16 protein-coding genes are annotated in these 16,719 nt (G+C 74.3%); 10 read left to right on the forward strand and 6 right to left on the reverse strand.

Annotation, left to right across the window (positions count from 1 at the left end; genetic code table 11):
• Positions 1-46: 46 nt before the first annotated feature.
• The 5 genes from H7X46_RS12430 (at position 47) to H7X46_RS12450 (ending at position 5,817) form a co-directional block, all read left to right on the forward strand.
• On the forward strand, positions 47-1,228 hold the full coding sequence (locus H7X46_RS12430; RefSeq protein WP_186359557.1) for an acyl-CoA dehydrogenase family protein: 1,182 nt from the start codon (positions 47-49) through the stop codon (positions 1,226-1,228).
• Complete coding sequence (locus H7X46_RS12435) at positions 1,225-2,244, forward strand: phosphotransferase family protein (RefSeq protein WP_186359558.1); 1,020 nt, start codon at positions 1,225-1,227, stop codon at positions 2,242-2,244. Before H7X46_RS12430 ends, H7X46_RS12435 begins: the two co-directional genes overlap by 4 nt.
• A 383-nt stretch (positions 2,245-2,627) precedes the next feature.
• On the forward strand, positions 2,628-3,770 hold the full coding sequence (locus H7X46_RS12440; RefSeq protein ID WP_186359559.1) for an acyl-CoA dehydrogenase family protein: 1,143 nt from the start codon (positions 2,628-2,630) through the stop codon (positions 3,768-3,770).
• Positions 3,770-4,612: a phosphate/phosphite/phosphonate ABC transporter substrate-binding protein gene (locus tag H7X46_RS12445; protein WP_222131290.1), complete on the forward strand. Its 843-nt coding sequence runs from the start codon at positions 3,770-3,772 to the stop codon at positions 4,610-4,612. Before H7X46_RS12440 ends, H7X46_RS12445 begins: the two co-directional genes overlap by 1 nt.
• Complete coding sequence (locus H7X46_RS12450) at positions 4,609-5,817, forward strand: ferritin-like domain-containing protein (protein ID WP_370588727.1); 1,209 nt, start codon at positions 4,609-4,611, stop codon at positions 5,815-5,817. Before H7X46_RS12445 ends, H7X46_RS12450 begins: the two co-directional genes overlap by 4 nt.
• A 23-nt stretch (positions 5,818-5,840) precedes the next feature.
• Here H7X46_RS12450 and H7X46_RS12455 read toward each other — a convergent pair whose 3' ends face one another.
• The 3 genes from H7X46_RS12455 to H7X46_RS12460 are packed head-to-tail and all read right to left on the reverse strand — an operon-like array spanning position 5,841 to position 8,115.
• A complete protein-coding gene (locus H7X46_RS12455) occupies positions 5,841-6,968 on the reverse strand; it encodes an MFS transporter (RefSeq protein WP_370588728.1) in 1,128 nt (375 codons plus the stop codon).
• Positions 6,914-7,294 (reverse strand): MFS transporter, encoded by a 381-nt coding sequence (locus H7X46_RS29565; RefSeq protein ID WP_370588729.1) that lies wholly within the window; start codon positions 7,292-7,294, stop codon positions 6,914-6,916. Before H7X46_RS29565 ends, H7X46_RS12455 begins: the two co-directional genes overlap by 55 nt.
• A complete protein-coding gene (locus tag H7X46_RS12460; protein WP_370588730.1) occupies positions 7,291-8,115 on the reverse strand; it encodes a thioesterase family protein in 825 nt (274 codons plus the stop codon). Before H7X46_RS12460 ends, H7X46_RS29565 begins: the two co-directional genes overlap by 4 nt.
• 311 nt (positions 8,116-8,426) lie before the next feature.
• Here H7X46_RS12460 and H7X46_RS12465 point away from each other — a divergent pair, with 311 nt between their 5' ends.
• Both H7X46_RS12465 and H7X46_RS12470 read left to right on the forward strand, forming a co-directional pair.
• Positions 8,427-9,065, forward strand: a complete 639-nt coding sequence (locus H7X46_RS12465) for a TetR/AcrR family transcriptional regulator (RefSeq protein ID WP_370588731.1) — start codon at positions 8,427-8,429, stop codon at positions 9,063-9,065.
• 78 nt (positions 9,066-9,143) lie between these two features.
• On the forward strand, positions 9,144-9,317 hold the full coding sequence (locus tag H7X46_RS12470) for a hypothetical protein (RefSeq protein ID WP_186359561.1): 174 nt from the start codon (positions 9,144-9,146) through the stop codon (positions 9,315-9,317).
• A 254-nt stretch (positions 9,318-9,571) separates the two neighbouring features.
• On the opposite strand, the gene H7X46_RS12475 is transcribed toward H7X46_RS12470, so the two are convergent.
• A complete protein-coding gene (locus H7X46_RS12475) occupies positions 9,572-10,180 on the reverse strand; it encodes a TetR family transcriptional regulator (protein WP_186359562.1) in 609 nt (202 codons plus the stop codon).
• A gap of 243 nt (positions 10,181-10,423) precedes the next feature.
• Between H7X46_RS12475 and H7X46_RS12480 the strand changes: the two genes are divergently transcribed.
• From H7X46_RS12480 to H7X46_RS12490, 3 genes are read left to right on the forward strand one after another with little or no spacing between them, the layout of a single operon-like run.
• Positions 10,424-11,452: a VOC family protein gene (locus H7X46_RS12480; RefSeq protein WP_186359563.1), complete on the forward strand. Its 1,029-nt coding sequence runs from the start codon at positions 10,424-10,426 to the stop codon at positions 11,450-11,452.
• Positions 11,449-14,142, forward strand: a complete 2,694-nt coding sequence (locus tag H7X46_RS30630) for an FAD-dependent oxidoreductase (RefSeq protein ID WP_186359564.1) — start codon at positions 11,449-11,451, stop codon at positions 14,140-14,142. The genes H7X46_RS12480 and H7X46_RS30630 overlap by 4 nt, the downstream gene beginning before the upstream one ends.
• An 8-nt stretch (positions 14,143-14,150) precedes the next feature.
• Positions 14,151-15,284 (forward strand): alpha/beta hydrolase, encoded by a 1,134-nt coding sequence (locus H7X46_RS12490; protein WP_186359565.1) that lies wholly within the window; start codon positions 14,151-14,153, stop codon positions 15,282-15,284.
• Positions 15,285-15,346: 62 nt separating this feature from the next.
• On the opposite strand, the gene H7X46_RS12495 is transcribed toward H7X46_RS12490, so the two are convergent.
• Both H7X46_RS12495 and H7X46_RS12500 read right to left on the reverse strand, forming a co-directional pair.
• The gene (locus H7X46_RS12495) at positions 15,347-16,111 is read right to left on the reverse strand and encodes an SDR family oxidoreductase (RefSeq protein ID WP_186359566.1); all 765 of its coding nucleotides are present in this window, start codon (positions 16,109-16,111) and stop codon (positions 15,347-15,349) included.
• A gap of 72 nt (positions 16,112-16,183) precedes the next feature.
• The gene (locus tag H7X46_RS12500; RefSeq protein WP_222131291.1) at positions 16,184-16,534 is read right to left on the reverse strand and encodes a VOC family protein; all 351 of its coding nucleotides are present in this window, start codon (positions 16,532-16,534) and stop codon (positions 16,184-16,186) included.
• Between the last annotated feature and the right edge of the window lie 185 nt (positions 16,535-16,719).

The following is a 16,719-nucleotide window of genomic DNA, read 5'->3' on the forward strand; positions in this document are numbered from 1 at the left end:
CACCGACAGTGGCTAATGGCTATTAGCCACGATCCGAGGAGCTGACATGGCCGTCGACTTCACCCCTGACCCGCTCGCCGCCGAGCTCGCGGAGCGGACCGCCCGCTTCGTGCGCGAGGAGGTGATCCCGGTCGAGGAGGAGCACGACGGGGTCGTGCCCTCCGAGCGGGTGCGCCGCGAGCTGCAGGACGGCGCCCGGGCGGCCGGGGTGTTCGCCCCGCACGCCGGGGCTGAGTTCGGCGGGCACGGCCTGGACATGCGCGGTCGAGCGGTGGTGTTCGAGGAGGCCGGCTACTCGCTGCTCGGCCCGCTCGCGCTCAACATCGCCGCCCCGGACGAGGGCAACGTCCACATGCTCGAGCAGATCGCCACCGAGGAGCAGAAGGTGCGCTACCTCGCACCGCTTGCCGCGGGCGAGGTCCGCTCCTGCTTCGCGATGACCGAACCCGCCCCCGGCGCCGGCTCGGACCCGGACGCGCTGACCACCACCGCGACCCGGGTCGACGGTGGCTGGCGGATCGACGGGCGCAAGTGGTTCATCACCGGCGCCGACGGTGCCGGGTTCGCGATCGTGATGGCCCGCACCGCCGGCGTGCCCGGTGAGCGTGGCGGCGCGACGATGTTCCTGGTCGACGCCGACAACCCGGGCATGCGGATCGGCCGGCACATCCCCACCCTCGACGAGTCCCTCTACGGCGGCCACCTCGAGGTCGAGTTCGTCGGCTGCCGGGTCGGTGACGACGCCGTGCTGGGCGAGGTCGACCAGGGCTACCGGTATGCCCAGGTCCGGCTCGGGCCCGCCCGGATGACGCACTGCATGCGCTGGCTGGGCATCGCCCGCCGCGCCCAGGACATCGCCGCATCGCGGGCCGTGCAGCGCGAGGTGTTCGGTTCCCGGCTGGCCGACCTCGGCATGGCCCAGGCGATGCTCGCCGACAACGAGATCGACATCCGGGCCGCACGCGGGCTGATCCTGCAGGCCTGCTGGGAGCTCGACCAGGGCCACGGCGCCGGCATGGAGGTGTCGGTGGCCAAGACCTTCACCGCCGAGGCCGTGTGGCGGGTGGTCGACCGGTCCCTGCAGCTGTGCGGATCGCTCGGCGTGTCCGGCGATGTGCTGCTGGGCCGGTTCCTGCGCGAGGTGCGTCCGTTCCGGATCTACGACGGCCCGTCGGAGACCCACCGGTGGGCGATCGCCCGCCGGGTGGCCGGGCGAGCCACCCGATGACCCCCGATGGTCTCGATCTCACCGCGCTCGACCGGTTCCTGCGGGTCCACGTCGACGGCTACCGCGGCGGTGTCACCGCCGAGCTGGTCTCCGGTGGACGGTCCAATCTCACCTACCGGGTCACCGACGGAGAGCACGTGTGGATCCTGCGCCGCCCGCCGCTGGGCACCCTGACCCCGAGTGCCCACGACATGGGCCGGGAGTTCCGGTTCGTGCAGGCACTGGCCGGCTCCGGCGTGCCGGTCGCCCCGGCGGTCGCCCTCGCCGACGACACTGTCCTCGGGGTCCCCTTCGCGCTGACCGGGTTCGTCGACGGCGTCGTGCTGCGCACCGCCGACGACCTCGCCCCCTACTCCGACCAGCAGGTCCGTTCCATCGCCTTCGCCCTGGTCGACACGCTCGCCGCGCTGCACGCCGTCGACGCCCGCACCGAACCGGTCGCCGCCCTCGGCCGCCCCACCGGCTACCTGCGCCGCCAGGTCGACCGCTGGTACGCGCAGTGGCAGCGGGTCCGCACCCGCGAGCTCGCCGACGTCGACACGCTGCACGCCCACCTCGACCGGTCGTGCCCGGCCGAGTCCGACGTCGCCGTGGTGCACGGCGACTACCGGATCGACAACGCCATCCTCGACCCGGCCGACCCCATCCGGGTGCGCGCGCTCGTGGACTGGGAGATGGCCACCCTCGGCGACCCGCTGGCCGACCTCGCCCTGCACACCGCCTACGGCGACCCCGCCTTCGCGCCGGTCCTGGGCGGCGCGGCCGCCTCCACGGACCCCCGCGTGCCCGGCCCCGACGACCTCGTCGACCGCTACGTGGCCACGTCCGGCCGTTATCCGCGGGACTGGGCCTTCCACCGCGGCCTCGCCTACTTCAAGATCGCCGTCATCGCCGAGGGCATCCACCAGCGACACCTGCGCGGCGACACCCGCGGCGACGGGTTCACCCGGGTCGGCGAGGCCACCGCACCGCTCGCTGCGGCCGGACTCGACAGCATCCGGCGCCGGGGCGACTGACGCCCGGCGGGCGGTGTCGGCTCGCGACGTGCGGGCCGTGCCGGGGGCGTCCCGGCCGGCTCGCGGGCGGCGGGACGAGGTGGACCAGGGCGGTTGCGACGGCGATACGCGGGCGCGCCGGAGCCCGTGGGGCGGACGTGGCGGATGCCGCACCGGTGGTTGTCCTCCGGCGTGCGGGCGTCAAGGATGGACCGCGATCCGACCGGCCCGCCGGGTCGTCCACCGTCAGCCGAGGGGAGGGCCGCGCCGTGTTGCACCGTCGTTGAGTCCTCCTGATCAACCGTCCGGTCGGGCGGTGCCCACACGGTCGCGACGGGACCTCTGGATCGAGCTAGCTCTCCGCCCCGTCGCGGTCGCCCCGCGATGTGTCGAGGAGCTTCTCCATGTCCGCAACAACCCTGACCCCTGCCCTGCCGGAACTCGGCGCCGTCATCGAGGAGACGATCGCGCCGTCGGCCGCCGAGGTCGACCGCACCGGCGCCTTCCCCCGCGCCGAGGTCGATGCCCTGGCCCGCGCCGGAACGCTGGGCCTGCTCAGTTCTCCCGAGGTCGGCGGCGCCGGCGGCTCGCTCGCCGACGTCGTCATGACCGTGGAGAGCGTGGCCCGCGCCGACGCGTCGGTCGCGATGGTCCTGCTCATGCACTACGCCGCCGTGTCGGTGATCGAGGCCCACGGGCCCGACGACGTCCGGTGCGCGGTCGCCGCCGGTGACCACCTGAGCACGCTGGCGTTCTCCGAACGCGGCTCCCGCAGCCATTTCTGGGCTCCGGTGAGCACCGCGACCCCGGCCGGTGACACGGTCCGCCTGGACGCGGCGAAGAGCTGGGTGACCTCGGCCGGGGAGGCCGACAGCTACGTATGGTCGAGCCGTCCGCTCGCGGCGGACGGGCCGATGACGCTGTGGCTGGTCCCGGCCGGCACCGACGGCGTCGCCGTCTCCGGGGAATTCGACGGTTTCGGGATGCGCGGCAACGCGTCCCGTCCGATGTCCGCCGACGGCGCCGTCGTCGGCGCGTCCGCGCGCCTGGGTGACGACGGCGCCGGTCTGGATGTCGCGCTGGGCACCGCACTCCCCACCTTCCTGGTGGGCAACGCCGCGGTCTCGCTGGGCCTGATGGAGGCCCTGGTCGCGGAGGCCGCCACGCATCTCACGAGCGCCCGGTTCGAGCATCTCGGCCGGAGCCTGGCCGAGCAGCCCACCAGCCGGCTCGCGTTCGCCGCGCTCCGCACCCGCGTCGACCAGACGCGGGCGTTCCTGACCGACACCGTGGCCGCGCTCGGCTCCGGCCGGGAGGACGCGACGCTGCGGGTGCTGCAGGTCAAGGCGGTGGCCGCGGAAGCGGCGGCCGAGGTCGCCGACGGCGTGATGCGGCTCTGCGGCGGGGCGGCGTTCCGCAAGGAGCTGGGTATCGAGCGCCGCTACCGCGACGCCCTCGCCGCGCGGGTGATGGCACCGACCACCGAGGCGCTGCACGACTTCGTCGGTCGCGCCACGCTCGGCCTGCCGCTGTTCGGGGGTGCGTGATGACGCTGGTCATGGGCGGGGTCGCCTACGACCCCAAGGTGGTCACCATCTGGGACGGGTTCCGGACCTGGCTGCGCGGGCAGGGCCTGGACTTCGACCACGTCCTGTACTCCCACTACGAACGCCAGGTCGAGGACCTCGTCGCGGGCCACATCCACGCGGCGTGGAACTCGCCCCTGGCGTGGCTGCGCACCGAGCGGCTCGCCGCCGCGCGGGGACGCGCGGTCCGGTCCGCGGTCATGCGGGACACCGACCAGGACCTCACCTCCGTGGTCGTGGTCCGGGCCGACTCGCCGGTGAGGTCACTCGCCGACCTCACCGGCCGGACCGTCGGGGTGGGAGCCGTCGACTCGCCACAGTCGACGCTGATCCCGCTGTCGTTCCTGCGCCGGTCCGGTGTGGACGAGCTGCGGGTACGGCGCTTCGACGTGGGCGTCGGCCTGCACGGCGACCACATCGGCGGCGAACGGGACGCGGCACGCGCGCTCGTCGCCGGCGAGGTCGACGCGGCATGCATGATCGACGGCAACCACCTGCTGTTCGGCCAGGAGGGCACGCTCCCCGCCGGGTCGACCCGCGTGCTGGGCCAGACCGGCGTCTACGACCACTGCACGATGGCGATCATGGACACGGCACCCGCGGACGAGGCCGACCTGTTCGTGCGCCTGCTGGAGTCGATGACCTACGCCGACCCGCAGGTGCGGCCGTTGCTCGACCTCGAAGGCCTCAAGCAGTGGGTGCCGGGACGCACCACCGGCTTCGGCGCGCTCGCCCGGGCCGTCGACGAGACCGGGTTCTACGACCCGGCCGGTGCGGTCACCGCGCGGGAGTACGTCCCGTGATCGACGAGCCACGACCGGGTGCCCCGCTCGACCTCGGACACCTGGGGTTCGAGCAGGGCGCCCACCTGCTCGTCCGGCGCGCGCTCCGGGCGGTGGAGGTCGGGGGCCGGGTGACCGTCACCGGCGGTGACCCGGCGCTCGGCGTGCACCTGCGCGCCTGGGCACGGGGCGAGGGCCACGGGTTCGCGGCCGTGCCCGACCGCTCCGCGACCTGGGAGCTCGTCCGTGGCTCCGGCGAGAGCGACCGGTGGGCGGGCGCGGAGCGGGCCGGTGGCCCGGGACCGGACGGGATCGTCGCCCGCCCCCCGGCGCGCTGGGGTCTCGCGGCGCGGGGAGCCCTGGTGGAGGCGGGCGGGCCGGACTCCCGGTTCGACCTCGACGACCGTGACGTCGTGTGGGCGGACCTCGCCCCGCGGCTCTACGCGCACGCTGCGGCCGCGCAGTGGGACCCGGCCACCGCCGTCGACTGGACGGCAGCCCGCGACGTCCCGGCCGATGTGGAGGCGGCCGTCGTGCAGGTCATGACGTACCTCGTGGAGAACGAGCAGGCCGCACTCGTGGTCCCCGCCGGGTTGCTCGCCCGGGTCCACCCCCATTTCCGGGAGGTCCAGCAGCTGCTCGCGGTGCAGGCCGCCGACGAGGCCCGGCACGTGGAGGTCTTCACGCGGCGGGCGCTGCTGCACGGCGGGCAGATGGGAACGTCGTCCGCGGGCGGACGGTCCTCGCTGGCGACGCTGCTCGCGGAGCCGGACTTCTCGCTGGCGTCGTTCCTGCTCTCGGTGCTGGGCGAGGGCAGCTTCCTGTCGCTCCTCGGGTTCCTGGAACGGCACGCACCGGACCCGGTCACCGCGCAGGTCACCCGGCTCGCCCGTGTCGACGAGGCGCGGCACGTCGCGTTCGGGGTCGCCCACCTCGAACACCAGAGCCGCGTCGATCCGTCGTTGCGCGGCAAGCTGCGCGGGGCGATCGAGCGCAGGCACGACGCGCTCGCCGACACCGCGGGCCTCAACGCCGACGTGTTCGACTCGCTCGTCGTCCTCGCCGCGGGCGCCTGGACCCCCGCTGCGATCGCCCGCGGCCACGCAGCGGTGCAAGAGCTGCACCACGCCATGGACGACGGCCGCCGGCAACGCCTGTCCCGGCTCGGCTTCCCGCCCGACGAGGCGGCCGAGCTGTCCGCCCTCCACACACGCAACTTCATGTGAGGAGAAGGTGGTGCCGGACGCGGTCAGGGCGCCGGTTCCGTGGCCGGTTCGGGTGCTGCCACGGGCCGGGTGCTGCGGCGTTCGACGACCGTGAGCACGGCGGCGAAGCCCGCCGCGACGACGGCGGAGATCGCCAGCAGGAGCCAGCCCGCGCGGAGGGCGCCGAGCTCGTCGGGGTGCCCGGTGGTGTGCGTGCCGATCACCGAGACGAGGAGCGCGACCCCCAGGACCGATCCGCCCTGCCGCGCTGTGTTGATCAGCGACGAGCCGGACCCCCACTGCCGGGCGGGCAGGGCCGAGCCGACCAGGGCGGAGAGGGTGGGAAGGATGAGCCCGACGCCGAGCCCGGTCATGAGCTGGCCGGGCAGGACCCCGGCCCAGTAGTCCTGCGTGGTGCCCAGCTGCAGCCACCACCAGACCGGTCCGGAGGCGAACGCCGCGGCCCCGGTCAGCGCGACCGGTCCGGCGCCGAACCGGCCCGCCAGCCGGCCGCTGAACCGGGCGACGACCACGACCACGAGCGGGCCGGGAGCAAGGGCGAGCCCGGCCAGGAGCTCGGACCAGCCCCAGGTTCCGGTCAGGAACAGCACGTTGACGACCAGCATCCCGGCGAACGAGGTGGCGAACGCGGCCATGGTCAGCGCGGCGGCGGCGACCACCGGGACCTGCAGGACGTCGAGCTCGAGCGCGGGGACGGGATGCCGGCGGGAGCGCCGGAGCACCCAGGCGAGTCCGACGATCGCCACCGCCGCCCCGGTCAGGACCGGGGCCGACACCCAGCCGTCGTCCGGGGCGCGGACCAGCGCGTACGCCAGGGCGCCGACCCCCACGACGAGCCCGGCGGCCCCGAGCACGTCCGGGACGCCGACCCGCGCGGTACCGGGTTCGGACAGCACGCGGAGCCCGACCACCAGTGCGGTGGCGTCGACCGGGACGTTCACCAGGAACACCCAGTGCCAGGACAGCTCGACCAGCAGGCCACCCAGGGGCGGGCCCAGTGCCGCGGCGACGGCGCCGACCGAGGCCCAGGTCCCGACCGCGTGCGAGCGCCGCTGTGGCGGGTGGGCCGCGAGCAGCAGCGACAGCGAGGTCGGCATCACCAGGGCGGCGCCGAGTGCCTGGACGGCTCGGGCGGCGACGAGCGTCCACACGGTCGGGCCAGCGCGCAGAGCGCGGAGGCGGCGGTGAACACGCCCAGCCCCCAGAGGAACAGCCTGCGGTGGCCGAACCGGTCCGCCAGACGCCCGGCCAGGGCGAGGAACGCGGCGAAGACGACCGTGTAGCCGTTGAGGACCCAGGACAGCTGCCCGAGGTCGGATCCGGGGAAGTCCGCCCGGATCGCCGGGAAGGCGATGTTGACGATGAACAGGTCGAGGCTGGACAGGAACGCGGCGGCGGAGGTGACGAGCAGGACCGCCGCCGCTGACGGGCGTCCCGAGGTGACGGGCGTGCGCGTCCCGCCCGGCCCGCGGTTCACGGGTAGCGGATGCCGGCGAGCTGGCTGCCGTGGGCGACCAGCCGTCCGGAGCTGTCGTGGATCCAGCAGGCCTCGTCGACCCGGCCGCCGTCGATCAGCGACGAGCTGCACCGGACGTGCACCGGTCCCGGTGCCGGCAGCGCCCGCACGTAGACGGTCATCGACACGGTGGGTACCCAGCCGGTCGCGGCGACCGTCAACGATGCCGGGGGCAGCGCGTCGACCGCGTAGAGCAGCGCGCAGTCGTCGAAGGGCTCCGCGCCGGGAAGGGTGAGCCGGCCGGCGATCTCGCCCCGGCCCGACGGGGTCCCGGTCGCGAACCCGGCCGTGCCGGCGTCGAGGTCCACCGCGACCTGGTCCATGATCGGCACGGGCACGCCGTCCGGGGTGACCGGCGGGACCCGGATGCCGTCCGGGGAGGCCGGGGGCGGGACCGGCGCGTCGGGGGCGGTCCACGCGGCCGGGGTGCCCGGCGCCTCGAGCCGCCCGGTGACGAGCAGGGACTCCACGCAGGCGGTGCCGTCCTGGCTCAGCTGCACGCGCACGTGCGTCGCGGTCCGTCCGTGCCGCAGGACCTCGGTCCGTAGCTCGACCGGTCCCGGCTCCGGAGGCCGCAGGTACTGCGCCGACGCGGCCAGCGTGTGTGCCCGGTCGGACGCCGCCACGGCGGCCCGGCCGGCAACGGCCAGCAGGTAGCCGCCGTTGGGCCGCCCGCCGATGGTCCACCGGGGATCCAGGTCGGCCCGCCAGCGGCCCTCGCCGGCCGGCCGGATCGCGGTCAGTTCGGTGAACGACGGCCGGACCAGCGGCGCCGCGGTCACGACGACGCCCGGGTGTCGTGGGGGAACGGTGCGTCCGGGCCGTGCCCGGACGGGTGCGGGGAACCGGCGCAGGGCCGGTGGTCGAGGGACGTCACGGGGACCTCACAGGCTTCCGAGGAGCTGGGCCGGGGCGAGTGGCGCCGGAACCCATAACGGACCGATCGGTCCGATAGAACCTGATGGCGTCGCGCTCGTCAAGGAGGAGTGGGATCAGCTACTGGCCGACCTGCATTGACGGCGCCACGCGGCTCCGGTATCAACGGGTCTTGTCGCGGACCGAATGGTCCGTCACGTGCGCGTGGGGAGGGATCGTGGCTCGGACAGCCGCGCCGGACGGCCGCGACCGGATCCTGGACGTCGCGGCACGGCTGTTCTACGAGCAGGGGATCCGCGCGGTCGGGATGAAGCAGATCGTCGACGAGGCCGGCACCGGGAAGAGCCTCCTGTACGGGCACTTCGCGACCAAGGACGAGCTGGTCGAGGCCTACCTCCGACGGTCGGCGGCCCGCCTGGGGCGCTCCGCCGCGCGAGCCCAGCAGGCTGCGGGTGATGACCCCGGCGAGCGCATCGTGGCCCTGGTGACCGACGCCGGACACCGGATCCTGCGCCCCGGCGGCCGTGGCTGCCCCTTCCGCAACTACCTCGTCGAGTTCCCGGACGCGGGCGACGAGCCGGACACCGGGACGGGCCCGGCTGCCGTCGCCCGCCGGACGCTGGGGGAGTCCCGCGCGGTCGTCGAACGGCTGGCGAGGGAGCTGGCCGGTCCGGCCGGCGGCGCGGTTCTCGCCGAGCAGATCGCGCTGATCCTCGACGGCCTCTTCGCCCGTGCCTCCTACCGGGACCGTGGCGACGACGAACCTCCGGTCGGCGCGGTGCTCGCCGCGGTGGAGCTCACCCGCACGCTCGTCGCGCAGCACCGGGCGCCCGGAGACGCACCCGCGGGCGGATGAGCGATCCACCCGCCGGCGAGGCGCGCCGGACGGGGACGAAGGTCGGCGCGGCCCGCTCGGATCGGGGAGGATCGACCCATGGCCCGGCAACGGTCGTTCGTGTACCGGCACCCGCTCGTGACCCTCGCGGTCATCCTGGGCGTCGAGGTGGCTCTCGTGGCGACGCTGCACCTCGTCCTCGGCTGGAGCCTCCTGGCCATCACCGTGGTGGGCCTCGTCGTCCTGATCGTGGTGTCGGTGCTCATGGGGTGAGCCCCGCCGGAGCCGGCTGGTGCATCCCACAACGAACTGTGTGGAGCGGGACAACGACCTCGTTGCGGGTGTCGTCGTTGACCCGGTGACGGGCGGGTCGCTGGCGAGAAGGGGGAGTGACCGTCGTCCGTGCCCGGCGCTCGGTCGCCGGGTGACGCGGAGGCCGCCCCGGATCGGGGGATCGTGCGGGGCGGCCTCCGCCGGGCGAGCGGGCCCCTGAGCCGCGTGATCTTCCGGCAGCCCGGGCTCCCCGACTACATCGTGATCGCGGTCTCGAGGGCCCGGAGGATGCGGTCGATCTCGGCGGCGACGTCCAGCTCCGGCCGGCGACCGGAACGGAGCAGGGCCTCCAGGCCGACGCCCAGAAAGGTCGCCGTGAGGCCACGGACGGCCGGGTCGTCGACGGTGCGGCCCGTCCGTTCCGCGAGCAGGGCGCTCACGACGTCGAGGGAGTCCAGGACGGTCGGCACGTTGGCCGCCCAGAGCTCGGGGACCTCCAGCAGCCCGCGATCGCGCTCGCCGCGGGCCTCCCGGTCGGCGGGGGAGACGGACGCGAAGGCCTCTGCCAGCGCGGCCCGCAGCGCGGCGATCGCGCTCAGCTCCGGCGGCTGGCGGCGGAAGGCGTCGGTGAGGGCGTCGCCGAGCGAGTGGTACCGGTCGAGCCGGGCCAGGTCCTCCTTCCGCGGGAAGTAGCGGAACACCGTGCTGACCGCGACGTCGGCGGCGTCGGCGACCTGCTCGACCGTCGTAGCGTGAAACCCGCGCTCACGGAACAGCCGCAGCGCGTGCCGCTGGATCTCGGTCCGGGTCCGTTCCTTCTTGCGCTCCCGCAGCCCGGGCCGCGAAGCCTTCTCGGTGCTCATGGTCGGATGCCTTCTCGGTGTTCGTGGCCGGCGCTCGTCTGCGGTCGGCGGGGGAGTGTCCCGTGCCTCGTCGCCGAACGGTGGTCAGGGCAGGACGACTCCGGCTGCGGAGACGCCGGCGCACCGCCACAGCATCGGTGCGTCCCCCCGCCCCACCTCGTCATGGGAGTGAACTATAAAATAGGAGTTGCCTCCCAAAATAGAGTACGCTCCCCTGTGCTGAGAGCTCAGAGGGGAGCGAACATGATCGAAGCGGAGCGGACCGCCGGGGTCGGGGTGGCCGGGGTTCACCACGTCGGGCTGGTCGTGCGCGACATCGGAGCAGCCCGCGCGGACTTCGCCAGGCTGGGTTTCGTGGTTCCGCCGGCCATCTTCCCCGCCCTGCCGCCCGCTCCCGGCGAGGTGCCCCGCGCGTTCGGCGCGGGCAACACCCACATCGAGTTCGCCACCGCCTTCCTCGAGCTGGTGGCCGTCGTCGGGGACGGGAGCGCCGACCCGTCCGCCGGGGGTGCCGTGCACCAGGACGCGACGATCCAGGTCATCGACGCGCCGGACTCGGCGCTGCCGCGCCTGGCGGAGGTCATCGCGTCCACGGCGGCGAGGCTGCGCGCCGCTCTCGACCGCTACGAGGGCCTGCACATCCTCGCGTTCCACGCACCGGACGCCGACCTGGCCGCGGCCGGACTGGACCGGCTGGGGATCCGGCACAGCGGCGTGCAACGGATGTCCCGGCCGGTCGAGACCCCCGACGGTCCGATCGCCGAGCCCATCGGCTACCTCGAGCTCGACGACAGCGGGAACACGCCCGAAGGGAGGCTGGCGATCGCGGAGAACCCGCCCGCGGACGTGCTCCGCCGCCGCCAGGTTCCCGACCATCCCAACGGCGCGACCGGGCTCACCGAGGTGTACCTGGGGATCGACGACGCCGAGCTGGACCGTCACGTCGACCGGTACGGCCGGTACCTCGACCGGGTGCCACGGTGGGAGGGCCCGGCAGCGGTGTTCGATCTCGACGAGACGCGGGTCGTCCTCGTCCCCTTCTCCGCGGTGGCGACCGTCCTGCCCGGCGAGCAGCCGAAGGGGCCGGCACCGTGCCTGCTCGCCTGCACGGTGGGCATCCGCGACCTCGCGGCCACGGGCGCGTACCTGCGTGCCCACCGCATACCCGTACGCCGGCACGGCGATCGGCTGCTGGTGCCGGCCGCGGTCGCACGCGGCGCGGCCATGATCTTCGAGCGGACCCGGGGGACCGGGGAGAAGGGCCGGCCGTGAGCGAGCGGGTCGTCGTGCTCGGTGCCGGGTACGCGGGGGTGATGGCCGCCAACCGGCTCGCCCGTGCCGGTGTCGATGTCGAGGTCGTGACCCCGGACCCGGTCTTCGTCGAGCGAGTCCGGCTGCACCGTGTGGCCGCAGGGCACCGTGCGGACGCCCGGGTGGCGTTGCGGACCGTCCTGCACCCGGACGTCGGGATCCGCACCGGCACCGCACGTTGCATCGACGCCGGACGCGGCACCATCCGGCTGGCCTCGGGGCACGACGTCGGGTTCGACCGGCTCGTCGTCGCCGTCGGGTCCGGCCGGACCCCCGACGACCGTCCGCACCTCCACCGGGTGGCGAACGAGGACGCGGCCCTGCGGCTGCGAGCCGCGCTCGCCCAGCACCCGGATGCACCGGTCACGGTCGTCGGCGCCGGCCTGACCGGTGTCGCGGTCGCCTGCGCACTGGCCACCGCGGGCAGGCGGGTGGAGATCGTCTCCCGCGAGCCCCGGCGCGACGATCCGTATCACCAGGCGCAGCGCCGGCGGCTCCGCACGCTCGGCATCGTGCTGCGCCGGGGCGAGCGGGACGACCTCGACGCAGGCGCCGGCATCGTGGTGGACGCGACCGGTTTCCAGGTACCGCGGCTCGCAGCGGACTCCGGGCTCCCGGTGGACGAGCGGGGCCGGCTCCTCGTCGGCCCCGACCTGCGGGTGCCCACCCACCCGGACGTCCTCGGGGCGGGCGATGCCGTGCACGTGGTGGGCGACGGCGCGCGCCATCTCCGGATGTCGTGCGCGACGGCGCTCCCGATGGGCGCGCACGCCGCACGGGTGATCTCGGAGCTTCGCGCGGACCGTCCGACGACACCGTTCCGTCATTCCTACGTGGTCCGGTGCATCGACCTCGGCGGCGCCGTCGGCCGCGTGCAGTTCGTGACCGCCACCGACGAGGAGCGGCGGATGGCCCTGACGTCGGTTCCCGGCGGGCTCGGCAAGGAGCTCGTGGTCCGGGGAACCATCCGGGCGATGCGCCACGGCGCCCGCCGCCGAGCGCCTCGCAGCCGGTCCCCGGTTCGGCGTCCGATCACGACCCGGGCGACCGAGGAGTGGAACGACACGCGTCTCGGCGACTTCGCCTGGACCAGCGGAAACGTCGGCGAGGCGATCCCCGGTGTGATGACACCCGTCACCTGGTCGCTGGTGAGGGTGTTCCTGTCCGAGGCGATGGCGCCGTCGACGGTCGGCGGCTTCCGGTTGGCGGGCAACATCGGTGGCCGGCTCTACCTCAACCTCAGCGTGCTGCTGGGTGCGAGCGCCGCGATCGGGCTCGGACGACGGGTCCGGGGGACCGTGGAGCAGGTGTTCGGCCGGTTTCCCGCCGACCTGGAGGTCCCGCCCCTGCCGCTACCTCGTCGCACCATCGTGGTGGACCTGCTGAGGACCGGCATCCCGTTCGCGCTCCGGGTCGCCGGACACCGGCGGAACCTCCCGGCCCGGGTCGAGGCGGCACGGACCCGCTGCGAGGTCGTCCGCAGGCGGATCCGCGGGACGACCACACCGGACGGGCTGGCCGCGTTGTGGCACAGCGACGTCGAGCCACTGCTGCGGCACACCAGCCGGCTGCTCGCAGCGGGCGCCCGCACGAACGGAGCCGCCGTCGTGCGCACGCGTCCGTGGCTGGTCAAGCGGGTCGGTGCCGCCGACGCCGACGCCCTCCTCACCGGTGCGGGGGCCCACGGAGGTCATCTCGAGAGCCTCGGACCGGTCGTCGGTCTGGCCAGGGTGGCCCGCGGCGATCTCGGGCGGGACTCCTACCTGCGCACGTGGGGGCATCGTTGCCCCGACGAGTTCGAGGTCTCGGCCCCACGGCCGGTGGAGGATCCGGACTGGATCGACCGGCAGCTGGCGGCCGTGCCGGCGGGGGAGTCCGACCCGCTCGCGCTCCTGGCCCGGCAGGAGCGGGTCCGGGATGCGGCACGAGCGCGCTTCCGGGCCCGGCATCCACGCCGGGAGGGCTCGCTGCGCCGGCGCCTCGCCCGGGTCGCCGAGGCGACCCGCGCGAGGGAGGCGGGCCGGTCGGAAGCAGTCCGGGCGTTCCTCGTCCTCCGGGAGTTCATCCTGCGCGCGGGTGAGCTCACCGGCCTCGGAGAGGACCTCTTCTTCTGCACCTACGAGGAGATCCTCGCCGTGCTCGCCGACGACACCGGCGTGCTCGACCGGGTCCCGGCCCGCCGCACGACCTACGAACGTCTCGCCGCGTTGCCGCCGTACCCGTCGCTCATCCGGGGGGAGTTCGATCCGTTCCGGTGGGCCGCCGACCGGCGTACCGGCATCCACGACGCCACCGGTGACACCCTCACCGGATTCCCCGGGGTGGCCGGAGTGGTCGAGGGGACCGCCAGGGTGCTCGACCGCGTCGAGCAGCGTGACCGGCTCGACGCCGGGGCGATCCTCGTGACGACCGCGGCGAACGTCGGGTGGACCCCGTTGTTCCCCAGGGCCTTCGCGGTGGTCACCGACGTCGGGGCTCCGCTGTCGCACGCCGCCGTCGTCGCCCGCGAACTCGGCATCCCGGCCGTCGTCGGGTGTGGGGACGCCACCACCCGGATCCGCAGCGGCGACCGGATCCGGGTCGACGGCGCGGCCGGCACCGTCGAGATCCTGGACCGTGACAGGGGCGACGAGCCGGGGGAACGACGATGATCTCCTCCATGACCGGTGACCTGCTGCGCCCGCCGCCCGATCGGCCGAGGAACGGCGGGTTCGGCCGACGTGTCGCGCTCGGTGCCGCGGGGGCCGTCCCCGTGCTGCTCGCCGCGCTCGTCGGCGGGTACGTCCGCCGCAACCTCACCGACCTGGAGTTCGGCATGGCCGCGGTCGCCCGGGCCGGGTTCGCCGAGAAGCGGATCACGGTGGACGGCCACACGCTCGCCTACGCCGAGGGACCGGACAACGGTCCACCGCTGGTCCTCGTCCACGGACAGGGCAGCCGGTGGCAGGACCACATGCGCGTGCTGCCCGCGCTCGCCCGCGACCACCGGGTGTTCGTCGTCGACGTCCCCGGGCACGGCGCGTCCGGCCGGCTCGAGCCCGAGCAGTACACGAACGCGGCCGTCGGCGGCATCCTCGCCGCGTTCGTCGCCGAGGCGGTCGGCGGCCCCGCGATCCTGTCCGGACACTCCTCCGGCGGGCTGCTGGCACTGTGGATCGCCGCGGCGCGGCCCGAGCTCGTCACCGCGCTGCTGCTGGAGGACCCGCCGTTGTTCTCCTCCGAGATGCCGCGCCTGACGAGCACCACGGGCGGCACCATGCTGGTGCTGGCCGACCAGTACCTCTCGGCGCCCGCGCCCGGCGGCTTCCAGCGCCACCTCATCGAGCACGGTGACTACTTCGGACTGTTCGGCCCGCTGGCGGGGCCGATCGAGGCCGACGCGCTCTCGTGGGTCGACGCGCACCCGGGCGCGCCGTTCGCGCGCTTCTACCTGCCCACGGAGGTCACGGTGTTCTTCCAGGGCCTCGTCCACTACGACCCGTGGTTCGGCGCGGCCTGGGTCCGCGACGGCGGCCGCTGGTACGCCGGGTTCGACACCGAGGCCGCACTGCGCGCGGTCGACGTGCCGACCACGCTGATCCACACCAACTACTTCGAGGCCCGCGACGGCACCGCCTACGACGGCGACGGGACCCTCATGGCCGCGATGGACTCCGACGACGTCGCCCGCGCCCTCGCCCTGCTGCCCGCCGGCACCCGGCTCGTGCAGATCCGGTCGGGTCACCTGGTCCACTACGAGCGGCCGGCGAGCTATCTCGACGCCCTGCGGGAGCTCTCCGCACGCGCCGGCTGAACCTCCGCACGCGGCCGTGGCGTCGTGCCTGGGGGCGTCGCGTGAGTTCATCGCCGAGGGGATCAGCGGGCATACCTGCGTGCGAGGAAGTCGTCGAAGGTGATGCGCCCGACCGCGCGGTCCGGGGCGAGGTGGATGCCCGCGCGGTAGTCCCGTACGGCCTTGCCCGGCACGGGGACCGACCACACCGGGCGGCGACGGCCGATCGCCCGCAGGTAGTCGCGGGCGAGCTCCGCGCCGTCCCGCACCTCCGGGCCGCCCAGGTCCGGGACCCGGTGCGCGGCAGGCCGTCCGGCGATCGTCACCAGCTGGTCGGCCACCTCCGTGACGTCGATCGGCTGGAAGGCGACTCCGGCGGGCATCACCGTCACCGGCAGCATGCGCTGCACGTCGCACATCGCGGTGATCAGGTCGTGGAACTGGGTGGTGCGCAGGATCGTCCACGGCAGACCGGAGTGCTCGACCAGGTGCTCGCAGGCCAGCTTCGTCCGGTAGTAGCCGAGCGCCGCGCCGTCGATGCCGACGATCGACACGTACACCAGGTGCGGCGCGACGGCCGCCCGGGCGGCCTCGATCAGCCGGCCGGTCGTGGGCACGTCGGCCCGCCCGTTCGTCGTGGCCAGGTGGATGATCACATCGGTGCCGGCGACCGCGCCGGGCAGACCGGCGCCGGTGCGCAGATCGCCGACCGCCCACTCGGGCGGGGCCGGCTCGCGTTCCCGGCGAGTCAGGACCCGTACCCGATGACCGGCGCCGAGCAGCATCGGCACCAGTACCCGCCCGAGCCGTCCGGTGCCGCCGGTGACGAGAACCCGTGTCGTCGTCATGGGGTCAGGATGCCGGGAGCTCGGCGACACGTCGCTCGTTCTCGACGCGGTCACCGCTCGGGTCCGCCGACGTCATTCTGCCGCACCGGGTGGCTCGGCAAAGGCGAGGACGTTCCCGTCCGGATCGGGAACCGTCACGTGGCGCACGCCGTTGGAATACGTCTCGACCGGCTCGTGCTCGATGCGCTGATTCGAGAGACGGTCGAGCAGCCCGTCGAGATCCGTGACGGCGAAGGTGATCCGGCCGGAACCCGCGCGCGCGGCATCCGGCTCGATGAACAGGGTCGCGTGGTCGACGACGTCCCAGAGCACCTCGTCGCCGACGCGCATGTCCGGGGAGCGTCCGAAGAATCGCGTGTACCAGTCGATGCCGAGATCGAGGTCGGAAACAGGGACACCGGCGATGAGGTCTGTGATCGGCACGACACGGGATTGTAGTGCGTTTGCTCGGGTCGTGTCCGCGGCGCGCGTTTCCGCGGCCGCGCCGGGTGTCGCTGTGCGTTCTCGGCGCGAGCCGGCTGAGGACGCGACACTGGCGGCGTGTGATCGCCCGATCGTGGAGGGCGCGATCGGCACGGGGGCCTCGAAAGCCGGTTTCTGTTGCGGCT

This window comes from Pseudonocardia sp. C8 (assembly GCF_014267175.1).
GTDB lineage: Bacteria > Actinomycetota > Actinomycetes > Mycobacteriales > Pseudonocardiaceae > Pseudonocardia.

Bases quoted from the DNA above. Each gene is read 5' to 3' on its own strand.
- H7X46_RS12435 (WP_186359558.1), top strand. From the start codon at position 1,225: ATGACCCCCGATGGTCTCGATCTCACCGCGCTCGACCGGTTCCTGCGG.
- H7X46_RS12430 (WP_186359557.1), top strand. From the start codon at position 47: ATGGCCGTCGACTTCACCCCTGACCCGCTCGCCGCCGAGCTCGCGGAG.
- H7X46_RS12480 (WP_186359563.1), top strand. From the start codon at position 10,424: ATGATCGAAGCGGAGCGGACCGCCGGGGTCGGGGTGGCCGGGGTTCAC.
- H7X46_RS12470 (WP_186359561.1), top strand. From the start codon at position 9,144: ATGGCCCGGCAACGGTCGTTCGTGTACCGGCACCCGCTCGTGACCCTC.
- H7X46_RS12490 (WP_186359565.1), top strand. From the start codon at position 14,151: ATGACCGGTGACCTGCTGCGCCCGCCGCCCGATCGGCCGAGGAACGGC.
- H7X46_RS12445 (WP_222131290.1), top strand. From the start codon at position 3,770: ATGACGCTGGTCATGGGCGGGGTCGCCTACGACCCCAAGGTGGTCACC.
- H7X46_RS12475 (WP_186359562.1), bottom strand. From the start codon at position 10,180: ATGAGCACCGAGAAGGCTTCGCGGCCCGGGCTGCGGGAGCGCAAGAAG.
- H7X46_RS12495 (WP_186359566.1), bottom strand. From the start codon at position 16,111: ATGACGACGACACGGGTTCTCGTCACCGGCGGCACCGGACGGCTCGGG.
- H7X46_RS12440 (WP_186359559.1), top strand. From the start codon at position 2,628: ATGTCCGCAACAACCCTGACCCCTGCCCTGCCGGAACTCGGCGCCGTC.